Below are 21,344 nucleotides of genomic sequence, written 5' to 3'. Positions count from 1 at the left end.
AATCAGATGGTCTCGCCGGCATCCGCCAGTAGAGTGCTGCCGGTCATCACCAGGGACAGGTCGCTCGCGCAGAAGAGGACCACACGGGCGATGTCGTCCGGGGTCCCGGTGCGGCCGATGCGACTCTGCGACATCGCCGCCGGCATGTTCGAGAGGTCCACGCCCGCCGCGGCCATCTGCTCCATCGCAGCGGCCGCCATCGCCATGTTGCCCTCCGTGGGCACGTAGCTCGGCGCGACGCCCAGAACCCGGATGCCCCGGGGCGCCAGTTCCAGCGCGAGCTGCTTCGTCAGCCCTCGGGCGGCGTGCTTGGACGCGACGTAGGCGGACAGTCCGGGCGCGATCCCTCGGAAGCCGGCGGTCGAGATGACGTTGACGATGACGCCGCCCTCGGGCATCCGGTTCACCGCCTCACGCGCCCCGTTCCGCACGCCTCGGGTGTTGACCGCGAAGACCTTCTCCCATGTCTCGTCGGGCATCTCGACGAGCGACTCGCTGGGGAAGATGCCGGCGTTGTTGACCCACACGTCGATGCCGCCGAGCGCGTCGATGGCCGACTGAGCGCCGGAAGCGACGGATGCCGCGTCCGCGACGTCCATCCGGACGCCGACCGCTGCGCGGCCGAAGCGATCGGCGACGTCGTCCGCGGCGACCGCCGCATGCTGCTCGTCGAGGTCGGCGATCGCCACGGCGGCCCCGGCCTCGGCGAGGCGGAGGGCGATCGCCTTGCCCAGACCCTGCGCACCACCCGTGACGAGGGCGCGGCGGCCGGCGAGCGAGACGAGATCGGAGAGCGGCGTGGACGAGACGTCGGCGAAGGGATAGGCCATGCGGTTTCCTGTCGGTGTGGAGGATCAGCGGATGCCGCGGACCCTGAGGGTGATGATGGACCCGCCGAGGACCGCGAGCGCGGCAGCGGTCAGGTACAGCGCGGTGAAGTTCTGGCCGCCGGCACCGATCGCCAGCACCGCAGGGGCGGCGAGCGGTGCGATGACTCCGGGGATCTTCTGGGCGAACATGGTGATCGCCATGTAGCGGCCGGCCTGCGTCTCGCGCTCCGGCAGCACGTCGAGGACCAGCGCCTGGCCGACGGCCGAGAACGAGGCGATTCCCAGCGACGACAGCAACGTGCCGGCGATGATCAGCGGCAGCCCGTAGGCGAAGGCCGACACTGCGCATCCGGCCCCGAACAGGATCGCCCCGATGAGTATCAGCGGCTTGCGACGTCCGAGCCGGTCGCTCAGCCATCCGCCGCCGATCGCGCCGAGCGTAGCCGACAGGATGCTGAGGCTGGAGGTCAGCGCCAGCACCCCGGCGACATCGGCCACCGGCAATGCGAGGCGCTGGGCGACGAAGAACACGGAGAAGCTCGTGGTGAGCGTGAGGCCGAGGAAGAACACGAAACGTCCCAGCCAGTTCCACGCGAAGTCAGGCACCTCGCGGGGGCGGAACCCGTAGCTGCGCACGACGCCGCCGATCGTGAGGCGGGTCTGCCGCGGCATCCGTCGACTGTCGGGTTCGTGGGCGAACGTGACGAACAGGCCGATGAAGACCGTCGCGATCGCAGCGGGAACGGCGAAGACCAGCAGGATGTCGCCGCGCAGCGGGCCGACGAGCACGATGCCGACGACCGGTGAGATCTGCATCATGAGGCCGGTCAGCCCCGACACGCTGCCGCGCTGGCTCGCCGGCAGCCGGTCGGCCTGCCAGTTGCCGACGGAACCCGCCGCCGTTCCCCAGCCCACGGTCGACAGCACCCAGCCGGCGCCGAGCCAGACGAGGTCCGGCGCGAAGGCCATGACCGGGATCGAGGCGACGCCGAGCACGAGTCCGAGGACGGTGAAGGGGCGTCGGCGACCCCAGCGCGTGCGCGTGCGGTCGCTCAGGATGCCGGTCAGCGGCGCGACGACCAGGGTCGCCGCGGACCCGATCCCGAGGATGTAGCCGAGGATGTCGGTGCGGCCGGGCGCCAGCTGGTCGAGCCGGACCGCGAGCGAGTACGCCATGGGCACGACCATCGCCATGCCGCCCCCGAACGTGGCCGCGACAAGCAGCACGAGCTGCCACCGGGGAACGCGAGGTAGGTCCGCCGCATCCGCCTCCGACCGCCCGCCCGGTCCCGCCGGAGGCTGCGGAAGGACGACGTTCCCGGTGGGAACGCGCTCCTCCGCCGCCTCCCGCGCGTCGTGCGCGACGGGATCGGTCGCCCGCGTCATGCCGTGGCCCGCAGGCGCAGCCGCCACGTCCACTCGTAGCGCTCGCCGAACAGCCGGTGGATAGGCCGGGTGTCGGGACCGAGCAGTGCCGAGCCGAGGCCGCGGTGCGCGATGTCGAGGTGGACGACCGTGCCGTCGGAGGCGGGGAGCTTCCACCAGTGGTCCGCCGCCTCGAGTTCCGCCACCGTGTGGCGCGCCACGTTGATGTGGAGCGGCTCCGTCATCTCGACCTCCACGACGCCTGACGGACCACGCAGCGCCAAGCGGGTCGTTCCACCGCGAGTGCCGTTCTCCTGCGCCACGATGTAGGGCACCGACATCTCGTCGATCGGCGACTCCCACGCGCCGAGCAGAGCGGATGCCGAACGGTCGGGGTAGTTCTCCCAGGGCCCGAGGCCCGTCCAGCGTGCGGTGTCGAAGCCGGCGACCAGGTGGAACTCGACGCCCACGCGAAGCCCGTCCCTGGTGCCCTCGGGCAGCACGACCTGCTCGTGCAGGAGGAAGTCGTCGTCGCCCAGGCGGCTCAGCGTGCGGACGTGACGCACCTCGTCGCCGAAGGCGGCGGTGTAGGTGGTCGTGACCACGGTCTCGCGCTCGCCGTCGACGACCTCCACGGACTGCGCATCGAGTGCGAAGACCCCCGAGCGGACGAATCGGTTGTCGAGGGCGAACGACACGTCGTGGTCGGTCATCGCCCGCCACAGGCTGAGCCGCGGTGCCATCGTGAGCAGCCGGTGCTCGATGGCGCCGTCGTCGCCGAGCTCGACGGGTGCGACGGGCGCGGGCATCGCGACCGGACCCCGCGGAAGCACGACCTGCTCCACCGCCAGCTCGGTGCCGCGCGGTGCCCAGAGCTCGTCGTGGCGGGTCCGCACCACGACCGAGACGCCGATCGCTTCGGCGAGCGACGTCTGAAGCGTCGCGGGGAGCTCGATCGTGAGCTCCGCCCCCGCCGCGACCGCGCCGGCATCGATCACGGCTTCGGCGAGCGTTCCCTCGGGCCCGTCGATCCGCGCGCTCAGCTCGAGGCGCGACAGGTCGGCGAAGGTCTGGCGGTTGCGGATCCGCAGCCGGCCACGGCCCGCGGACTCGCCGTCGGAGACGATACGCACGGGGCTGAACAGCCCCCGCGCCTCCCAGAACGCCGGTTTCGGCGTCAGATCGGGAAAGGCGATTCCGAACAGCAGCGTCGGGCCGTTGTTCGGCTCGTCGCCGAAGTCCCCGCCGTACCGGTAGCGCCCGTCGCCGTCAGGATCGAGCGCCTGGTCGACGAACCCCCAGATGAAGCCGCCCTGCAGACCCGGCAGCGTCTCGAAGAGTTCCCAGTAGTGTGCGAGTTCGCCGGTCGCGTTTCCCTGCGAGTAGGCGTACTCGCAGAGGATCAACGGCCGGTCGGCCCGGTCGTCGGCAGCGTAGGCCTTGAGCGCCGAGAACGACCCGTACATGGGGCACACGATGTCTGTCGCGCCACGACCTCCGTGCCAGTCCGTCGAGATCGCGCCCTCGTAGTGGACAGGACGTGTGGGATCGAACCGCCGGACCCACGCCGCCGCGGCGTCGTGGGCGGCACCGTAGCCGGTCTCGTTGCCGAGCGACCACGCGATGATGGACGGGTGGTTGCGGTCCCTCACGACCATGCGCGCGACGCGGTCGACGATCTCCGTCAGGTACCGCGGATCGTCGGGGATGATCGACGCGAACGCGTGCCCCTCGACGTCTGCCTCGTCCACGACGTACAGCCCGAGCTCATCGCACAGGTCGAGCACCCGGGGGTCGTTCGGATAGTGCGCGGTGCGGATCGCGTTGACGTTCATGCGCTTCAGCAGCGACAGCTCGGCGTGCATGCGCTCGTACGAGATCACGCGCCCGGTCCGCGGATCCACGTCATGCCGCGCGACGCCCTGCACCATGATGCGTCCCCCGTTGACGAGCAGGTCGCGCCCGACGATCTCCACGCGACGGAACCCGATGCGCAGACTGGTGGCGTCGACCACGTGCGCCTCGGCATCCAGGAGTTCGATGTCGAGGTCGTAGAGCGCCGGACTCTCGGCCGACCACGGATCGACGTCGAGATCATCGAGGAGGAACCGGGCCGTGCCCGCCGGCGATGCCGGCAGCGGCGGTGCGCCCAGCGTGTTGGGGATGGCGCGGAACTCCGGCGGCACCGGAGCGCTCGCCGCGCGGATGCTGAGGAGGTCCATGAAGTCCTCGGGCAGACGCGGCGCGGAACGCGTCGAGCGATCGCGGTCGGGCTTCGGCAGGGTGGGCGCCGCCACGCGGCCAGAGACAGGCAGCTCGGTGGTCGAGCCGCGCAGCGTCACGCGGACCGAGTGGGCGGGCTCCGCCAGGTGCGACAGCCCGTGGGTATCCACCGTCAGTGCGAGCGCTCCGCGGCGGGACTCCGGATCGAAGTCAGCGACCGCCGTCACATCGGCGAGCGCGATCTTTGGGCGCGTGACGATGCCGACGGAACGTGCCAGCCCCGACTGCCACCACTGGTCCTGATCCTCGAGGTAGCTGGCCGACGACCACTTCGCCACGTGCAGTTCGACGACGTTGTCGCCCTCTCGTACGGCGTCGGTGATGTCGAACTCCGCGGCGAGGTGCGAATCGCCGCTGGTGCCCACAGCCGTCCCGTTGACATAGGCGCGCAGGTGCCCCTCTGCTGCGCCGACGTGCAGGATCACCCGATCCGTCGACGACGGGAGCGTGAAGGAGCGGCGGTACACGCCCAGCGGGTTGTCCGTGGGGATGTGCGGCGGCACGTCCGCGAACGGCATCGCGACGTTCGTGTAGTGCGGGCGGTCGATGTCCGAGGACATGGTCCACAGCCCCGGCACCTCCGCCCTGACCCATGCCGCCGCCCCGAGGTCGGCCGGCGACCGGACGAGGGCGAAGTCCCACTCGCCGTCGAGATCGACGGCGAACGGACGACGGAGCGAGCTGATCGGGAGTCGACCAGGATGCGTCAATCCAGTGGGATCGAGGACGGCGGGCATGGCGTTACTCCGGCAGGCCGTTGCGGCCCGCGACCTCGCCGAGCCACCCGAGGCTGGGCTTGGGCGTGCGGACGAAGGTCTCGCGGTCGACGGCGATGAGTCCGAAGGTCGGACCCCAGTGGCCCCACTCGTAGTTGTCGAGAAGGCTCCAGTGCAGGTAGCCGCGCACATCGATGCCGTCGGCCATCGCGGCGTGCAGGCCGCGGAGCGCCTCGTCGGTGTAGCGGATGCGCTGGGCGTCGTCGGCGGTCGCGATCCCGTTCTCCGTCACGACGATGGGAACGCCGTGCGAGACATCCCATGCGTGGCGGACCGCCATGGCGAGCGCGTCGGGGCGGTAGGACGTGCCGACCAGCGTGTTGTCGGGGTTCTGCGGGTGCGGCACGAGGCCGTTCGCGTCGACCTCCTGGCTCGAGTACGCCTGCACGCCGACGAAGTCGTCGCCGCGAGCACCCTCCCAGTAGATGTCTTCTTTGCCGTAGCGGATCTCCTCCAGCTTCTTCTCGCCGCCCGGAGCCGCCGTGAGCGCGCCGGCCGCGATGGTCCAGCCCACCTTCGCCCCGGTCCGTGCCCGGACGATCTCGCGGGCGGCGTGATGGATCTCGACGAAGCTCCGCCCGATCTCCGGGTCGGCATAGGTCAGGAACTCGCTGTGGGTGTTCTTCTTGCGGTCGGCGTCGCCCGTGCCGTCGCTCTCGACCGTGGGACTCTGCCACTGGCCGTCACCGGCCTGCTGCATGCGACGCATCGCCGTCATGATCGCGGCCTGCATGTTCGGCTCGTTCATGGTCGCGACCCATTCGACGCCGTCGAGGATGGTCGTCGCCTCGGTCGTGAAGCTCTGGAAGCGCTCGGAGGCGTCGGGTGCGGTCCACCCGCCCGCGGCGGCGAACCACTGCGGCGTGGTGAAGTGCTGCAGCGTGACGACGGGTGTGACGCCACGGTCGAGGCACGCCTCGATCACGCGGCGGTAGTGCGCCAGCTCCGCGCGCGAGAACCGGCCCGGCAGCGGCTCGATGCGGGACCACTCGAGGCTGAAGCGGTACGACGTGAGCCCGGCGTCGGCCAGCAGCTCGATGTCTTCGCGATAGCGGTGGTAGCTGTCGCAGGCATCCCCCGAGGGCTCCATGCCGGGCATCTGCTGCTCGCGCGCCCACCAGTCGCTGTTGACGTTGTTGCCCTCGATCTGGTGTCCGGCGGTCGCCGCGCCCCAGAGGAAGCCGTCGGGGAAGTTCGTCATCGCACATCCTTGTCTCGCTCGAATGGACCGTCAACCGGTTGCCAAACATCACGCTAGCATAGAAATCGAAAGGTCTCACTAATTTGAGGAGGCGCCGATGGCGCAGTACGCGAAGACCGCCGAAGTCCGCCGCGGAATCATCGCCGCCTGCCTGACGGCGTTCGGCGACTCCGGATTCCATGGCGCCTCGATGGCCGAGATCGCCCGGCGGGCGGGCATCAGCCACACAGGTCTGCTGCATCACTTCCCCCGCAAGGAGGACCTGTTGACGGCCGTCCTCGACCTGCAGGACCAGCGCAGCGCGGAGTACCTGCGCACCCACTCCGCGCTGTCACCGGATGCTGATCCGCTCGACATGCTACGAGGGATGGCCGAGACTCTGGTCGATCGCGACCGCCACGTCGGCCTCGTCGAGCTCGGCGCCGTGCTGACCGGCGAGGCCTCGGCGCCCGGCCACCCTGCGCACGCGTATTTCGCCCAGCGCTATCGCAACGTCCGCGGGTTCATGACCCGGCTGTTCGACAGGCTGCACGAGGAAGGGCGGCTGTCCTCGCCCCTGCCGCCGGCCTCCCTTGCCGCCGTCACCATCGCCGTGCTGGACGGCCTCCACACCCAGTGGCTGTTCGATCGCGAGGCGATCGACGTCGAAGAGACCGTGCAGTCCTTTCTCGCGACGCTGGCGCCGGAACTCGCGAAGGACCTGCCGCCATCAGGCTCGTGACGAGAGCCCCCGGTAGGCGAATCTGGTCACGACGACGTCATCGCGGGTCGCCTCGACGCCCACGACGCGACCGGTGAAACCGCCCGCCACCTCGGTGGCGAGGTAGCGGCCGTCCACCTGCGCGAGTTCGACGAACTCGTCGGTCGCGTAGCCGAGCCTGACGAGATCCGGGCCCCGCCGCGCCCCGCGCTCGGCTTCGAACTCCTCTGCGCGGATCTCGAGCGAGTAGGCGGAGCGGGGCGCATCGGCGCGGGCGAGGACTCCGTCGAGCGGGCCGATCACCCCGCGCACGACCAGTTCGTCGCCGATGCGCTCGATGCTCACACGATGCGCATCATCGATCCGGACGGACAGCGCGAAGTCACCGAGGGCATCGGCTCGAGCCGACCACGTCTCATCGCGGACGCGCGTGACCAGCGGGCGGGCTTCTCCCGACGCACCGCGGCTCAGCGTCACCCCGCCCTCACCAGGCACGGCGAACGACGCCGGCATGACCCCGGGCGCGATCCACCGCGCGTCCAGTGCGGCGCTTTCGAAGCGGTCGTCGAAGGCCGTGTCGAGCTCGGCGACGTCGAAGCGGCTCTCGTCGACGACGGGCCAGTCGTCCACCCAGTCGACTCCCGCGAGGAAGGTCTCTCGGCCGTTCGTATGCCAACGGGGGAACGTGCCGCGGGGTCTGGTCCCCAAGAAGACCATCGCCCAGGTGCCGTCGGCGAGCTGCACCAGGTCCGCATGCCCGGTCGACTGGACGTCGGCGCTCGTGCTGCGATGAGTGAGGATCGGATTGGTGGGCGAGGGCTCGAACGGCCCCTCTGGCTGTCGCGAGCGCGCGATGGTCACCATGTGACCGGGGCCCGTGCCGCCTTCCGCCACGATCAGGTACCACCAGTCTCCGCGGCGCACCAGGTGCGGCCCTTCCGCGTGGGCCCCTCCCGTGCCGGCCCACACCGTCTGGGGCTCCGAGAGCACGGCGCCGGTGGCGGGATCGACGACCGCCTGCGAGATGCCGGGGCGGATGACGTCGCTCCAGGTGAGCCGGCATACTCCGTCGTCGTCCCACGAGAGGTCGGGATCGATCCCGAGGAGTCCCTCGGTGTAGACCGGCTCGCTCCACGGGCCCGCCGGGTCGTCGGAGTGGACGATGAGCTGCCCTCGCGCGATGTCATGGATGTTCGTCGTCGTCATCCAGAATCGGCCGCCCTGATGGCGCAACGTCGGCGCGTAGATCCCGCCGCTCGCCCCGGTGAGCCCGGCGCGCACGTTCAGCTGCGACGGACGATCGAGGACGTTCCCCAGCTGCGTCCACTCGACGAGGTCGCGCGAGCGGAAGATCGGCACACCGGGGAAGTACTCGAAAGAGGATGTGGCGAGGTAATACTCGTCGCCGACACGGCAGATCGAGGGGTCGGGGTGGAATCCGGGAAGGATGGGGCGCTGTGTCATGTCAGGCCGTCACTGCTCTCTCGGCCGCCACCAGCTTGCGACGTTCCTCACGCCGCTGCTGCTGAACCACCGGATCTGCGACGGGTGATGCCAGAAGCAGCCGTCGCGTGTAATCGTGGTCGGGGTCCGACGTCACGCGGGCCGCCGGCCCGGTCTCGACGAGGTCTCCCCGGTACAGCACCGCCACGCGATGACTGATGTGACGGACGACCGTCAGGTCGTGCGAGATGAAGAGGTAGGCGACACCGGTGGAGCGCTGGATGTCGATGAAGAGGTCGAGGACCCGCTCCTGCGTCGAGAGGTCCAGGGCGCTGACCGGCTCGTCGCAGACGATGAGCTTCGGCTTCGGGGCGAGGGCGCGCGCGATCGCGACACGTTGGCGCTGACCGCCGGAGAACTCGCGCGGGAGTCGCTCCGCGGCATCCGCAGGCAGTCCCACCTGGTCCAGCAGCGTCCGAATCCGCGCCCGCGCGTCCTTCGCGGTCGCGCCCTGCACAACGAGCGGCTCCGCGAGGATGTCGCCGACCGTGAGCGAGGGATTGAGGGAGGTGTACGGGTCCTGGAACACCACTTGGATGTCTCTCGCCAGGCGACGCCGCTCCCGCGTGCCGACGGCGGTGATGTCCTCGCCGTCGAACAGGATGCGACCGCCGGAGGGCTTGACGAGTCCGAGCACTGCGCGCCCGATGGTCGTCTTTCCGGAACCCGACTCCCCCACCAGGCCCAGGGTCTCCCCCTGGGCGACGTCGAGGGAGACGCCGTGCAGCACCTCGACGGGCTTCGCCCGCCAGCCGCGACCGGGGAAGGCGACGCGAAGGTCACCGATCTCGAGAAGGCTCATCGCAGGATCCCTTCCACCGGCGCAGCCGCCGGCTCGTCGGCACGGACCGACCCGTCATCGAGGATGGCGCCGAGCAGCATCTTCGTATAGTCCTCCTGCGGATGCTGGAAGATCTCGAGCGCCGATCCCGCCTCCACGACGGCCCCCTTCTGCATCACGACGATGCGGTCGCACAGGTCCGCCACGACACCGAAGTTGTGGGTCACGAGGAGGATCGCCATGTCGAGCTCGGACTGCAGATCGCGGAGCAGATCGAGGATCTCGGCCTGCACGGTGACGTCGAGCGCCGTGGTGGGCTCGTCCGCGATGAGGAGCTGCGGCCTGCTGGCGACGGCGCCCGCGATGAGCACGCGCTGCGCCATGCCGCCGGAGATCTGGTGCGGATAGGAGTCGAAGGTGCGCGCGGGGTCGGCGATGCCGCACCGCTCGAGCAGCGCGAGCACGCGGGCCTTGGCCTCGCGCTTCGACACCCCGAGCGCGGAGCGCACTCCTTCGACCAGCTGGGAGCCCACGCGATACGAGGGGTCGAGGTTCGACATCGGCTCCTGCGGGATGTACGCGATCGCCTTGCCGCGGAGCGGCCGCATCTGCGCATCGGTCAGGCCCACCAGCTCCTGACCGTCGAACAGGATCGAGCCGCGCGTGATGACCGCCTCCGCCGGGAGCACGCCGAGCGTCGCGAACGCCGTCTGCGTCTTGCCCGAGCCCGATTCCCCGACGACCCCGACGACCTGCCCGCGCGCGACCGACAGCGATACCCCGCGGACCACCTCGCGCGGCTGACCGCTCGGACCCCGGTACGCGATTCCGAGATCGGTGATCTCGAGCAGCGCGCCCGACCCGCGGGGCGAGACGTCGGCCGCCGTCGCCACCCGCTGGCCGGTGCCCACCTTGACGGGTGTCGGCTTCGACCCTTCGAGGGTGTCGCGCAGCGCGTTGCCGAGGAGCACCAGCGAGGCGGTGATGACGCCGAGGAGCAGGCTCGGCCACAGGAACTGCGTGGGAGCGATGTAGAGGTTGCGGAAGCCGGAGGAGATCATCGAGCCGAAGCTCGGGATCTGCAGCGAGCCGACGCCGAGGAAGGCGAGGCCGGACTGCACGGCGATGGCGGAACCCGCCATGAACGCCGCGGCGATGATGATCGGGCCGCGGACGACGAAGAGCACGTGGCGGCTCAGGATGCGCAGGTTGCCCAGGCCGGAGACGCGCGCGGCATCCACATACAGCTCGTTCTTGACCCCGACGACGAGGTTGCGGACGATGCGGTAGATGCCCGGCGAGAGCAGCACGCCGAAGATCAGCATCGTGAAGCGGTAGTCGCCGCCGGTGACCGGCATGAGGATGATCAGCAGCAGGATGCCGGGGAACGTCATGATCAGGCTGAACAGCCACTCCGTCGACGCCCGGGTGACCGCGCCGAAGTACCCGCCGACGAGGCCGGCGATCACGCCGACCGTGAGCGCCACGCCCGCGCCGATGAGCGCGGAGATGGCGGCCGTATTGATGGAATGGAGGAGACGAGTCCAGATGTCGCGGCCGGATTCGTCCGCGCCCAGCGGGTAGCCGGGGGTGCCGGCCGGCGCGTTGACCATCGAGAGGTCGGCGTCGTTCGGTCCCTGCTGCGTCAGCAGCGGGGTGAGGACGCCCATCAGGAAGATGAGGAGCAGGATGCCCGCCGTGATCACGAACTGCGGGTCTTTCAGCAGGCGCTTCCACATCGGCGTCCGGGAAGCGGTCGCCGCATCCTCGATGGCGACGATGAGCTCGGTGCTCGGCGTCGTCATCGCCTCCAACATGGGTCCACGGTCGTCGCTCAATGGACTCTCGCTTTCGGGTTGAGCCAGCCGTTGGCCAGGTCGGTGAGGAGGTTCACCACCGTGACGAGCAGCACGCCGAAGGCGGTGATGCCGAGGATCACGGGGATGTCGCCCTGCAGGGAGGCGTTGAACGCGAAGCTGCCGTAGCCCGGCAGCGCGAAGACGTTCTCGATGATCAGCGCGCCGCCGAACATCGCGATGAACTCGAGCGACATCACGGTCAGCGCGGGGCTGGCGGCGTTGCGCAGGGCATGCCGCAGCACGATCGAGGTCGTCGACGTGCCCCGCGTGCGGAGTGTGCGGACGTAGTCGCGACGGAGCTCGTCGATCATGCGGCCACGCACCTGGGCGGCCATGTTCGCGACGCCTCCGATGACGAGCACGATGACCGGGATGGTGATGCTGCGTGCCCAGGCGGCCGGGTCCTCGCCGGGAGGCGTGTAGCCGGTGGCCGGCAGCCACTTGAGCTGGACGGCGAAGATGACCACCAGGCCGATGGCCAGCAGGAGCCCGGGGACGATGTAGCCGATGAGCGAGATCCCCTGCGAGAGCCGATCGGCGACGCCGCCGCGGGCCGCAGCCCACACACCGAGGACCGTCGAGATGATGACGGTCAGGATGAGCGCCGGGATGATGACCGAGAGGGTCACCGCCAGTCGCTGCAGCACCGTGGGGCCGACGGGGAGCGATGTGTACACCGAGGTCCCGAAGTCACCGCGTACCGCTGCCCCCAGCCAGTCGAAGTACTGCACGAGTACGGGCCGGTCCCAGCCCTTCGCCTGCATCAGCGCCGCCGTCGTCTCCGGCGTGGCCGATTGGCCGAGGATCGTCTTCGCGACGTCTTCGAACGAGGTGCTGAGCAGCAGGAAGGTGATGAACGTCACCAGCAGGATCAGGATCAGCCCCGCGCCGAGCCGGCGCAGCGTGTAGGAGATCATCGTCGTTCCCTGGGGTTGATCCGGGGATGCGGGCGGTGCCCGCATCCCCGGATGGTCTTACTCGCTGACGCCGAACAGTCGCACGGTCGGCACCGAGCTGCGGCCGTCATCGACCATCACGATCCCGTCGCGGCCCGCCCACGTCGCGCCGACGAACACGATCGGCACTTCGAACGCCTGCTCCACGGCATACGCGTTGAGCTCCTGGTACGCCGGCAGGGCGGCCTCGGTGTCGACGGTCGAGTTGATGGTGCCGAAGAGCTCGTCGATGGTGTCGTCGGTGTAGCCCCGCGGATTGGCATAGCCGCTGGCGCCGTAGTGCGAGGCGGCGTCCGCCGGGTCGGAGTTGAAGCCCGTGAACTGGAAGCTGAGCGGGTAGTCGCCCGAGAGGTGCGCGGACTGCGCCTGCTGCGGCGGCACCGGCACCCATTCCAGCGTGAGCCCGACATCGGCGAACGCCTGCGTGAGGGTCGGCTCGAGGGAGGTCGAGAGGAACGTGCTCGGGATCTGGAAGGTCTCGCCGGCGTAGCCCGCCTCCTCGACGAGCTCCTTGCCCTTCTCGGGGTCGTAGTCGTACGTCTCGTTGAGCGACTCGTCGTAGACCTGGCCGTACGGGCTGAAGATCTGCTCCGTCACCATGCCGACGCCGCTGAAGATGCCCTTCAGGACGCCCTCGCGGTCGATCGCGTAGTTGAGCGCCTGGCGCACACGCTCGTCGCCGAGTGCCGGCCATTTCTCGCCACCGCGGTCGAGGATGTCGAGATATGCGACTGCCTGCGCGTCGATCTGCTGGATCGCATACTCGTCGCCCAGCTGGCCGAGCAGCTGGGTCTGCACGGTGGCGGCGTTGATCTCGCCGGCCTGCAGCGCGTTGAACGACGCCGTCGGGTCCTGGAGAACACGGACGGTGAACGTCTTGAACGGGATCGCGTCGGCGTTCCAGTAGTCGTCACGCTTGGTGAGCACGTAGGTGCTGCCGGGCACTGTCTTCGCGACGTCGAGCGTGAACGGGCCCGATCCGACCGGGTCGGTCGCTGTCCGCTCGTCATCGAGAGTCGCGGGGTCGCCGATGGCGCCGGCGCCTCCGGTCAGGTTCGAGAGGAACTGCGGGTCGAACGAGCTGAACGTCACCTTCACGGTGAGGTCGTCCTCGGCCGTGACATCGGTGACGGCGCCGTACTTCACCTGCACGACGCCGGGGGTGTTCTTGTTACGCAGCATCGTGGCGACGACCGCGTCGGCGTTCACCGGGTCGCCGGTGCTGAAGGTCATGCCCTCGCGGAGCGTGAGCGTCAGCTCGGTACCGTCCTCGTTGTACTCCCAGCTCTCGGCGGCGTTGGGGATGAGCTCGCCGGTGTTGTTCTCCTTGGCGAGAAGGGTGTCGAGGATCGACGACCAGACGAACTGCTGCTGTCCGTCCACGAGCTGCGCCGGGTCGAGCGAGTTGGGTCCCGACACCGCCGCGATGGCGAGATCCTTCTCGGCCACGGAACCGGCAGACGTGGAGGGTGCCGCTTCCGGCGAGCCGCTGCAGGCGGACAGCGCGAGTGCGGCGGCGAGCGCCGCAGCGCCCAACGCTGCGAACCTGAGCGGCCGTCGGCCGGTACGGGGTATCGACATGATCCAGACTCCTTTGAATGAATGCTTCATGCAACCGCTTGTCGCTCACATCTCCTGGAAGGTGCGAAGCGAGGGCTGACCGCCAGTAAACCAGCATTCATCCGGTTTGACAACCGATTGCCAGAATGTGATCGAGCCGTTACTTCTCAGCGCGCCCTTCAGCCGGATGTCACCGGGCGAGCGTCAGCGCTCGGGTGACCGACGCGACGAATTCGTCATCCTCGGCCAGGGACGTGCTCACGCGCTCGATGCGGTCACGCACACCGGCGACGCTCGCCGTTGCCTCGTCCTCCGCGACGAGCCAGGCAGCCAGCGCACCGGCGCACCCCACGGCCCCTCGACGGGAAGCGCGCTCGCGTTCAGCAACCGGAACGATGCGCAGCCGGACCTTCGTCGTCGTGTCCTGTGCGATCTGCGACAGCAGATGCGCGATGCGGGGGTTGGCGAAGCGTGCGAGGAGGGCGCGACGATAGCCCGCGATGCCCAGCCGACGCGGCAGATTCGATTCGGCATCGTCCCAGAAGCGTTCGACCGCGCTCCGGCACACCGGATCCGCGATCGCCTCCGACACCAGAGTGTGGCCGCGGACGACGCCGAGGCACGCCAGGATCGTGTGCGCACCGTTGAGCAGCCAGAGCTTGCGCGCCTCCCACGGTTCCAGTTCGTCGGTGAACCGGGCTCCCGCCGTCTCCCAGGCGGGACGACCAGCCGGGAAGTCGCCCGAGAGCACCCAGTCGCTGAACGGCTCCGCGACGACGGGCGCGGCATCCCGGTACCGCTCTGTCAGACACGCCATCTCGTCGGGCTCGATCCGAGGCGTGATCCGGTCGACGGAGCTCGAGACGAACGAGACGTTCTGCGCGCACCACTCCGCCGTCAGCGGAACGGATGCCGCGAGCCCGAGCAGTGCCCGCGCCACATGTCCGCCGTTGTCGGGGATGTTGTCGCACGAGACCACGGCCAGCGCACCCGCACCGCCGCGGCGCCGGGCATCGAGGCCCGCGACGAGCCGCCCCAGCACGGTCTGGAGGCGGAGGGCGGCGTCGGAGTCGCCGGCTTCGAGCTGCGCGAGCCGGGCGCGGTCGGCCACCACGAGCGGGTCGCCGTCGTCGGGAAGCCCGTCCGCGCCTGCGCGGTAGCCGGCCTCGGTGATCGAAAGCGTCACGATGGCGGTCGCCGGGGCGGCGATGTCGGCGAGCAGTCCGGCGACGTCGTCGCCGGGCCGAGCCCGCACGACGCTCTCGACGACCTCGGGCCGGTCACCCTCGGCCGAGCGTTCGATGAGCGTGTACACCCCGTCCTGCGCGGTGAGCGCCGCGGCGAGCGCGGCGCTGCGCCCCGTGTAGGCGGCGATGCCCCAGTCCTCCGCATCGACGGCGCGGTCGGTGTACCACGCGGTGTGCGATCGGCTGAAAGCGCCGAGTCCGAGGTGGACGATGCGGGCGGGCGGCGCGGGCCGTGACCTGTGGAGGCCGGTCGTCGGCGTCACGAGCCCGGTGGAGCGACCCGTCACAGCTTGAACACCCGCCGGGGCTGCGGCCCCGCGATGTCGTCGATGACCGCGCCGGCTCCGGCCTCGGTGAGGCGCCCCTCGCTCACGAGACGGGCGAGGAACGAGGCATCCACCCGGCGCGCCGTGTCGTGTCGCGCGGGGATCGACAGGAAGGCGCGGGTGTCGTCGATGAACCCCGAGCCCCGTGAGAACCCGGCGCTCTCGGTGACCGCGGAACGGAAGCGCGCCATCGCATCGGGTGCGTCGAGGAACCACCACGGCGCACCGATGTAGACGCTCGGGTAGAAACTCGCCATCGGCGCGATCTCGCGGGAGTACACCGTCTCGTCAACAGTGAACAGCACCAGGTGGAACGACTTCTCGAGTCCGAAGCGCTCGAGCAGCGGTCGCAGGCCTCGCACGAAGTCGGTGCGCCGGGGGAAGTCGTGCCCGGTGTCGGCGCCGAAGCGGCGGAACGTCGCGGTGCTGTGGTTGCGCACCACTCCCGCGTGCACCGTCATCACCAGGCCGTCGTCGACGCTCATGCGCGCCATCTGCAGCAGCATGTGGCCGCGGAAGACCTGGCGCTCGGCGGCGTCGGCACGCCCCGACACGGCGAGCTGGAAGAGCCTCGCGGCTTCGCCGCCGGTCAGGTCGACCGTCGCCGGATCCTCGATGCCGTGGTCGGCCGAGGTCGCGCCGTGCCGGATGAAGTGCGCGCGCCGCGCCTCGAGGGCGGTGAGGTAGCCGCGGAAGCTCGTCTCCTGTCCTTCGCTCGCCAGCAGCCGCGCGATGTCGGTCGCGAACTCGGGCGAGTCGGGATCGAGATAGCGATCGGGACGGAAGGTCGGCAGCACGCGTCCCGGGAGGCCGCTCGCAGCGATCTCGTCGTGGAAGCGCAGGTCGTCCAGCGGGTCATCGGTCGTCGCCAGCACCTCGATGCCGAACCGCTCGAACAGCGCGCGCGGCCGGAAGGCGGGAGTGTCGAGCTTCGCCTGGATGCGGTCGTACACGGCGTCGGCCGTCTCGGCGGAGAGCGCCACGTCGATGTCGAGGACGTTCCGCAGCTCCTCGTCGATCCAGTAGCCCGTCGCCGTGCCGGCGAACACCGCCTGGCGCTCGGCGAAGAGCCGCCATGCCGCGCGCGGGTCGACCGGATGCCCGCCGACGCCGAGCTCGTCCAGGTCGACGCCCGACGCGTGCAGCAGCCGCGTCACGTAGTGGTCGTGGCTGACCAGCAGCGCCGTGGGGTCGGTGAACGGGATGTCGCGCGCGATCCACTCCGCGGGCACATGGCCGTGCGGCGAGACGATGGGGGCCGTCGCGACCCTCTCGTACAGCCCCCGCGCGATGTCGCGCGTGCGCCGGTCGCCGGGGAAGAGGCGGTGCGGGTCACGAGGCTCGAGCCGGTCGGCGGCGACGGCCGTGCCCCGCGGCGAGGGGGTCGGTGGGGTGATGGTGCTCATGCGAGGACCTCCGTCGTGGTCGAGGCGGTGATGCGCCCGGGTGGGAGCGCGCGTTCCGAGCCGTCCGGCAGCACGAGCGTGCCGTGCGTGCCGGCGGGGAGGTCGACCTCGACCTCGAATCGGTCGCCATCGCTGTGCCATCGGACGCTGATGGAGCCCTGCGGCGAGTCGTGCGTCGTCTCAGCCCACGTGAGCGTCGGGTGCGGCGTCGGCTGCACGATCACGGATTCCCAGGCGATCGATCCGGGAGCCTGGCGAAGCCCTGCCACATGGGTGTGGAGGAACCGCACCACTGCGCCCTTGCTGTAGTGGTTGAGGGATTCGTGGGCGTCGCCCTGGTCGTCGATGCCGTCCCAGTCCTCCCAGATCGTCGTCGCGCCCTTGTCGATCATGTTGAGCCACGACGGCGCGGTGCGCTGCAGGAGGACGTCGTACGCGACATCCGTGTATCCGTTCTCTGCCAGCACCGGCAGCAGGTCCCCCGTCGACAGGAACCCTGTGCCGAGGTGGCCGCCGGCTTCGCGGATCAGCTCGACCAGGCGCGCTGCGGACGCTTCGCGGAGGTCGTCCGGAATGAGACCGAACGACAGCGCCCGCACGTACGCGGCCTGGGTGTCGGCGGCGGTGCGCCCGTCCGCGGCGAGGAACTCGGTGCGCCACGCGTCGCGGACTCGTGCGGCCAGCTCACCGAACTCGACGGCGTCGTCGTCGCGCCCGAGGATCGCCGCCGCACGCGCGACGGTGTCGAGGGAGCGGTGGAGGAAGGCTGTGCCCACTTCCCCCTTGTCGGCCATGAACCAGGCCTGAGGGTTGTCCTGCACGGGGTCGATGAGCGTGCCGTCGGCGCGCTTGCGCTTGGGCTCGATCCACTCGCCCCAGTGGAAGGACCCGTCCCAGATGTACTGCTCGTGGGGCTGCGGCTCACTCGATCGCTGGACGCGGGACGGATGCCGCGAGCCCGAGGCGGTGGCGAGAGCCCAGTGCACCCATCGCACCATGGCGTCCCAGTTGTCGGCGAGCACGCTGCGGTCGCCGTAGGCGGTGTACATCTCCCACGGGACGGCGGTGATCGCATCGCCCCAGCCGGCGGAGCCCGTCATCATGGCGAACTGCGCGTCGGTGTGGAGCTTCACCCGCCTGCCGTCGGGCGAGAAGTTGGCGATCCGGCCGTCGTCGAGCTGGTCGTCGCCGACGGAGCGCAGCCACTTCCGGGTGAAGCCGCTGACGTCGTAGAGCCGCGTCGCCGTCGGGGCGAAGATCTGGTAGTCGCCGGTCCAGCCCAGTCGCTCCCTCGTGGGGCAGTCGGTCGGGATGTCCACGGCGTTGCCGCGGAAGCTCCAGTCCGCCAGCTCGTGCAGGCGCGTGAGGTCCGGGTCGCTGCACACGAAGGAACCGGTGCGGGCCAGGTCGGTGTGGACGACCTGCATCTCGAGGGTCGTCGGGTCGAACGCCCCCTCCCGCGTGATCCGCACGTACTGGAAGCCGTGGATGGTGTGTCGCGGCTCGAACACCGCGCCATCGCCCGCCGAGACGACCTCGTCCCGCTGGACGAACACCATCGTGGCGTCGGGACGGTGGGAGTCGAGGTGCGACGTCGACAGGTCGCCGGTGGCGTCGCGGAACTCGCCGTACTCGAGCACGGTCGTCGTGCCTGCCACACCCAGGTCGCGCAGCGTGACCCAGCCCGAGGCGTTCTGCCCGAAGTCGGCGACCCACACACCGTCGCGCACCTCCCGCACCGAGACCACGGCACGCGACTCGACCACGCGCACCGGCGGGGCGGGCGACCAGGCGATCGGCGGAGCAGCGACCTGGTCGACGAGCACCGGCACTGCGGGCGCCGTCCCCGCGCGGAAGTCGGTCGTCTGGCCCGCCATGAGGTCGGCCTGGGTGATGACCGAGGGCGCACTCGTCCAGTCGCCGTCGGTGCGGACGACCCGTGTCGACCCGTCTTCGAGAGCGACGTGCAGCTCGGCGCGGGCGCCGAGCGCGTCTCCCCACTCGGCAGGAGTCCGGAAGGCGCCGACCTGTCCGCGGTACCAGCCGTCCGAGAGGACGATCTCGAGCCGGTTGGCTCCCGTCCTCAGACTGTCGCCCACATCGGATGCCTGGGCGTACAGCGTGCGGTCGTACGACGTCGTCCCGGGTGAGAGCTGAGCCGCGCCGGCTCGCTCGCCGTTCACGAACGCCTCGTACACGCCGAGCGCCGTGGAATAGAGGCGAGCCGATGCGACACCCACCGGCAGCTCGAACGCGACCGCGAGGGTGTGGGCGGCTCGGCGACCCGGCCCCGGGTCGTCGGTCTGGACGGGGCTGATCCACCGTGCCGTCCAGTCCTGGTCGAGCAGGCCGACCTCGAACTCGTGCCGCTCAGACCACTCCGCGCCGGCGCCGGCGGACACCGCGCGCACACGCCACGCGACACGCTGGCGGCTCGTGGGTGCCGGCCACGGCCAGCTCAGGTAACGGTGGCCGGTCACGACGGCCCGGAGCGCCGCGATGCCGTCGACGGTCGCTTCCAGCTCGTAGCTGTCGCCGCCGTCGGCGAGACGCGGCGGCTTCCAGGAGAGACGCGGCGCCGCACCGGTCACGGGGAACCGGTCCCCGCCACTGTCGATCGCGAGGTCGTAGGGAGCAGAAGTCATCATCGTCTTTCCTGGGATTCACCGGCCGGCCCGTGTCCGAACGCGAGCATGGCAACCGATTGCACACTAGCTTGGACCGCGGCCCGACGCAAGGCGACCGGCGTGTGCGGAGTCCTGCTCACCGGCATCCACGTTCTCGGCGCACGCATCGTCCCGAGTGCCTTCACCGGAGGACAGCTCATGTTGCGCGGATCAGGTTCACGGGGCGTCGATTGCCACGGCGAGCACGGGCTCGCCGCGGGTCACCCCGTTCTCGTTGAACGAATCCACCGCGAACCACGTCTGCTCATCGGCGTTGAGCGAGGGCACATCGAGGTGATCCCGCTCGTAGAGCAGCCAGCTCCGGTAGAGCTTGTCGGGGTGCGACCCGTACCGGACGTTGTATCCCATCGCGGCCGGAGCGGGCGTCCAGCTCAGGCGGGCCGTCCGTGCATCGATGCGCACCGCCTGAGGCGAGACCTGCGGCGGCGCCTCCCCTTCACCACGGCCGAACACCCGGAGACCGCTCACCGCGAACGCCCCGTCGAACGGCAGAGTCTGCGCCGTCACCCGAACGTGCCGCAGCATCCGAGGTCCGTCGAGCACCACGAGCGCGTGCGGCCGGTCCTCACCCGAGGCACTGCCATCGTGGAGCGCCTCCCACGTCTCACCGTCGCGCGAGCCCTCGAGCAGGACCGTCGCCGGGGTGTGCGTCTCGTAGATGCCGCGCCACGTGTGCCCGCTGTCCGCGCCGACATCGAGCGGCGGCGCCGAATCGGCCAGAGCCTGATCGGCCAGATTCACCTGCACCGCGTGCACCTGCCGGACCTCGCCGAGGTCCACCGCGAGCCATTCTCCGGCGCCCGGCGCCGTCGACGCCCACCAGTCGCGGGCGTCCTCGTCGGTGGCCAGCGCCGCGTCGTGGCCCGGAGCCGTCGACGACCCCTGCGCGGACGCGCGGTACGAGAGCAGCATCCATTCCGGCTCGAGCGGCATCCTTGGGTCGAACGGCCCGTCCGGCACGACGAGCGGGTAGTCGGCGAAGCTCTGGTTGCAGAAGAGCACACCGTCTTCGTCGAAACCAGCGGGGAAGATGCCCATCCGTCGCTCGAAGACGTCGTTCACGCTGATGCGCATCGTCGCCGCATGCCACCAGTTTCCCCACTCGTCCTGGAAGGTGCTGCCGTGGCCGGCACCGGTCATGAAACCCCCCGGCTTGGACGAGAAGGGGCTGCTGCTCGAGTACGTGAACGGTCCCAACGGCGAATCGGAGGTGAGGTACCCGTCCGCATACGTGTTCCACTGCGTGCCCGGCGCCGCGTACTGGAGGTAGTAGGTGTCGCCCACCTTCGTCATCCACGCGCCCTCGATGTACGGCGCACGTCCGGCGAGCTGGGCGACCATGCGTTCACGCTCGGTCTTCGGCTCGGGAACGACGTAATCCTCCCCCGTGCGCTCCCACCCGCGTCGCTCGACATCGCTCGCGGCGAGGGGCACCGGTTCGCCGATCGGCTGCAGTCCACTGTCCAGTTCCAGCCCGTACAGCGGCTGCACGTTGTCGCAGCCCCAGTACAGATAGATGCGCCCGTCGTCGTCCTGGAAGATGCTGGGATCCCAGAACGAGAACGTGCCGGGCGCGACCTCCGCGAAGTCGTCGGCGAGGGGGTCCATGCTCCGGAAGAAGGGCGAGTTGCCCGTCTTCCGGGACGCGCTGATGATCAGCGCACCGTCGATCTCTCGGACGTCCGGGGCGTAATCGAACGGCGGGAGCTTCTCGGTCGGTCGATAGTGCCACTCGGCAAGGTCATCGGAGTGCCAGTATCCGCGCGACATCGAGGCGAACAGGAAGTAGCGCCCCTGATATCTGACGATGGAAGGATCAGCCGCCTCTCGGTGAACACTCCGGCGGGGATCGCCCAGATGGACC

The 21,344-nt window shown here is 70.0% G+C and carries 14 protein-coding genes; 1 reads left to right on the top strand and 13 read right to left on the bottom strand.

From position 1 onward, the window contains the following. Positions 1 to 2: 2 nt before the first annotated feature. Genes ACI3KY_RS13210 through ACI3KY_RS13195 form a run of 4 tightly spaced genes read right to left on the bottom strand, consistent with a single transcriptional unit; the run spans position 3 to position 6,455 of the window. Positions 3 to 830 carry an SDR family NAD(P)-dependent oxidoreductase gene (locus ACI3KY_RS13210; protein WP_404930625.1) on the bottom strand — a complete coding sequence of 276 codons (828 nt, stop codon included), beginning with the start codon at positions 828 to 830 and terminating at the stop codon, positions 3 to 5. A 24-nt stretch (positions 831 to 854) separates the two neighbouring features. Further along, complete coding sequence (locus ACI3KY_RS13205) at positions 855 to 2,243, bottom strand: MFS transporter (protein ID WP_252787475.1); 1,389 nt, start codon at positions 2,241 to 2,243, stop codon at positions 855 to 857. Then, a complete protein-coding gene (locus ACI3KY_RS13200) occupies positions 2,213 to 5,215 on the bottom strand; it encodes a glycoside hydrolase family 2 TIM barrel-domain containing protein (protein ID WP_404930624.1) in 3,003 nt (1,000 codons plus the stop codon). The genes ACI3KY_RS13205 and ACI3KY_RS13200 overlap by 31 nt, the downstream gene beginning before the upstream one ends. A 4-nt stretch (positions 5,216 to 5,219) precedes the next feature. Further along, positions 5,220 to 6,455 (bottom strand): glycoside hydrolase family 1 protein, encoded by a 1,236-nt coding sequence (locus tag ACI3KY_RS13195; RefSeq protein ID WP_194414713.1) that lies wholly within the window; start codon positions 6,453 to 6,455, stop codon positions 5,220 to 5,222. A 97-nt stretch (positions 6,456 to 6,552) separates the two neighbouring features. Here ACI3KY_RS13195 and ACI3KY_RS13190 point away from each other — a divergent pair, with 97 nt between their 5' ends. Further along, positions 6,553 to 7,176, top strand: a complete 624-nt coding sequence (locus ACI3KY_RS13190; protein WP_194414714.1) for a TetR/AcrR family transcriptional regulator — start codon at positions 6,553 to 6,555, stop codon at positions 7,174 to 7,176. On the opposite strand, the gene ACI3KY_RS13185 is transcribed toward ACI3KY_RS13190, so the two are convergent. The 9 genes from ACI3KY_RS13185 to ACI3KY_RS13145 form a co-directional block, all read right to left on the bottom strand. Next, positions 7,165 to 8,619 carry a glycoside hydrolase family 43 protein gene (locus ACI3KY_RS13185; protein WP_404930623.1) on the bottom strand — a complete coding sequence of 485 codons (1,455 nt, stop codon included), beginning with the start codon at positions 8,617 to 8,619 and terminating at the stop codon, positions 7,165 to 7,167. The genes ACI3KY_RS13190 and ACI3KY_RS13185 overlap by 12 nt on opposite strands. A 1-nt stretch (position 8,620) precedes the next feature. Beyond that, complete coding sequence (locus ACI3KY_RS13180; RefSeq protein ID WP_404930622.1) at positions 8,621 to 9,460, bottom strand: ATP-binding cassette domain-containing protein; 840 nt, start codon at positions 9,458 to 9,460, stop codon at positions 8,621 to 8,623. Next, positions 9,457 to 11,244: an ATP-binding cassette domain-containing protein gene (locus ACI3KY_RS13175; RefSeq protein WP_404930621.1), complete on the bottom strand. Its 1,788-nt coding sequence runs from the start codon at positions 11,242 to 11,244 to the stop codon at positions 9,457 to 9,459. The genes ACI3KY_RS13180 and ACI3KY_RS13175 overlap by 4 nt, the downstream gene beginning before the upstream one ends. Before the next feature lie 29 nt (positions 11,245 to 11,273). Further along, positions 11,274 to 12,215 (bottom strand): ABC transporter permease, encoded by a 942-nt coding sequence (locus ACI3KY_RS13170; RefSeq protein ID WP_404930620.1) that lies wholly within the window; start codon positions 12,213 to 12,215, stop codon positions 11,274 to 11,276. 57 nt (positions 12,216 to 12,272) lie between these two features. Next, positions 12,273 to 13,835: an ABC transporter substrate-binding protein gene (locus ACI3KY_RS13165; RefSeq protein WP_404930619.1), complete on the bottom strand. Its 1,563-nt coding sequence runs from the start codon at positions 13,833 to 13,835 to the stop codon at positions 12,273 to 12,275. 169 nt (positions 13,836 to 14,004) lie between these two features. Beyond that, positions 14,005 to 15,324, bottom strand: coding sequence for a mannitol dehydrogenase family protein (locus ACI3KY_RS13160; RefSeq protein WP_404930618.1), 1,320 nt, complete (start codon positions 15,322 to 15,324; stop codon positions 14,005 to 14,007). Between the two features lie 20 nt (positions 15,325 to 15,344). Further along, complete coding sequence (gene uxaC, locus ACI3KY_RS13155; protein ID WP_404930617.1) at positions 15,345 to 16,793, bottom strand: glucuronate isomerase; 1,449 nt, start codon at positions 16,791 to 16,793, stop codon at positions 15,345 to 15,347. Further along, complete coding sequence (locus tag ACI3KY_RS13150; protein WP_404930616.1) at positions 16,790 to 19,438, bottom strand: family 78 glycoside hydrolase catalytic domain; 2,649 nt, start codon at positions 19,436 to 19,438, stop codon at positions 16,790 to 16,792. Before ACI3KY_RS13150 ends, uxaC begins: the two co-directional genes overlap by 4 nt. A 198-nt stretch (positions 19,439 to 19,636) precedes the next feature. Next, on the bottom strand, positions 19,637 to 21,344 hold a 1,708-nt coding region (locus tag ACI3KY_RS13145), incomplete at its 5' end, for a family 43 glycosylhydrolase (protein WP_404930615.1).

Source organism: Microbacterium sp. ZW T2_14 (genome assembly GCF_044987405.1).
In the GTDB taxonomy this organism is placed as follows: domain Bacteria; phylum Actinomycetota; class Actinomycetes; order Actinomycetales; family Microbacteriaceae; genus Microbacterium.
Note: the sequence above shows the minus strand (reverse complement) of the source record. Positions and strands in the feature narration are given on the sequence as shown.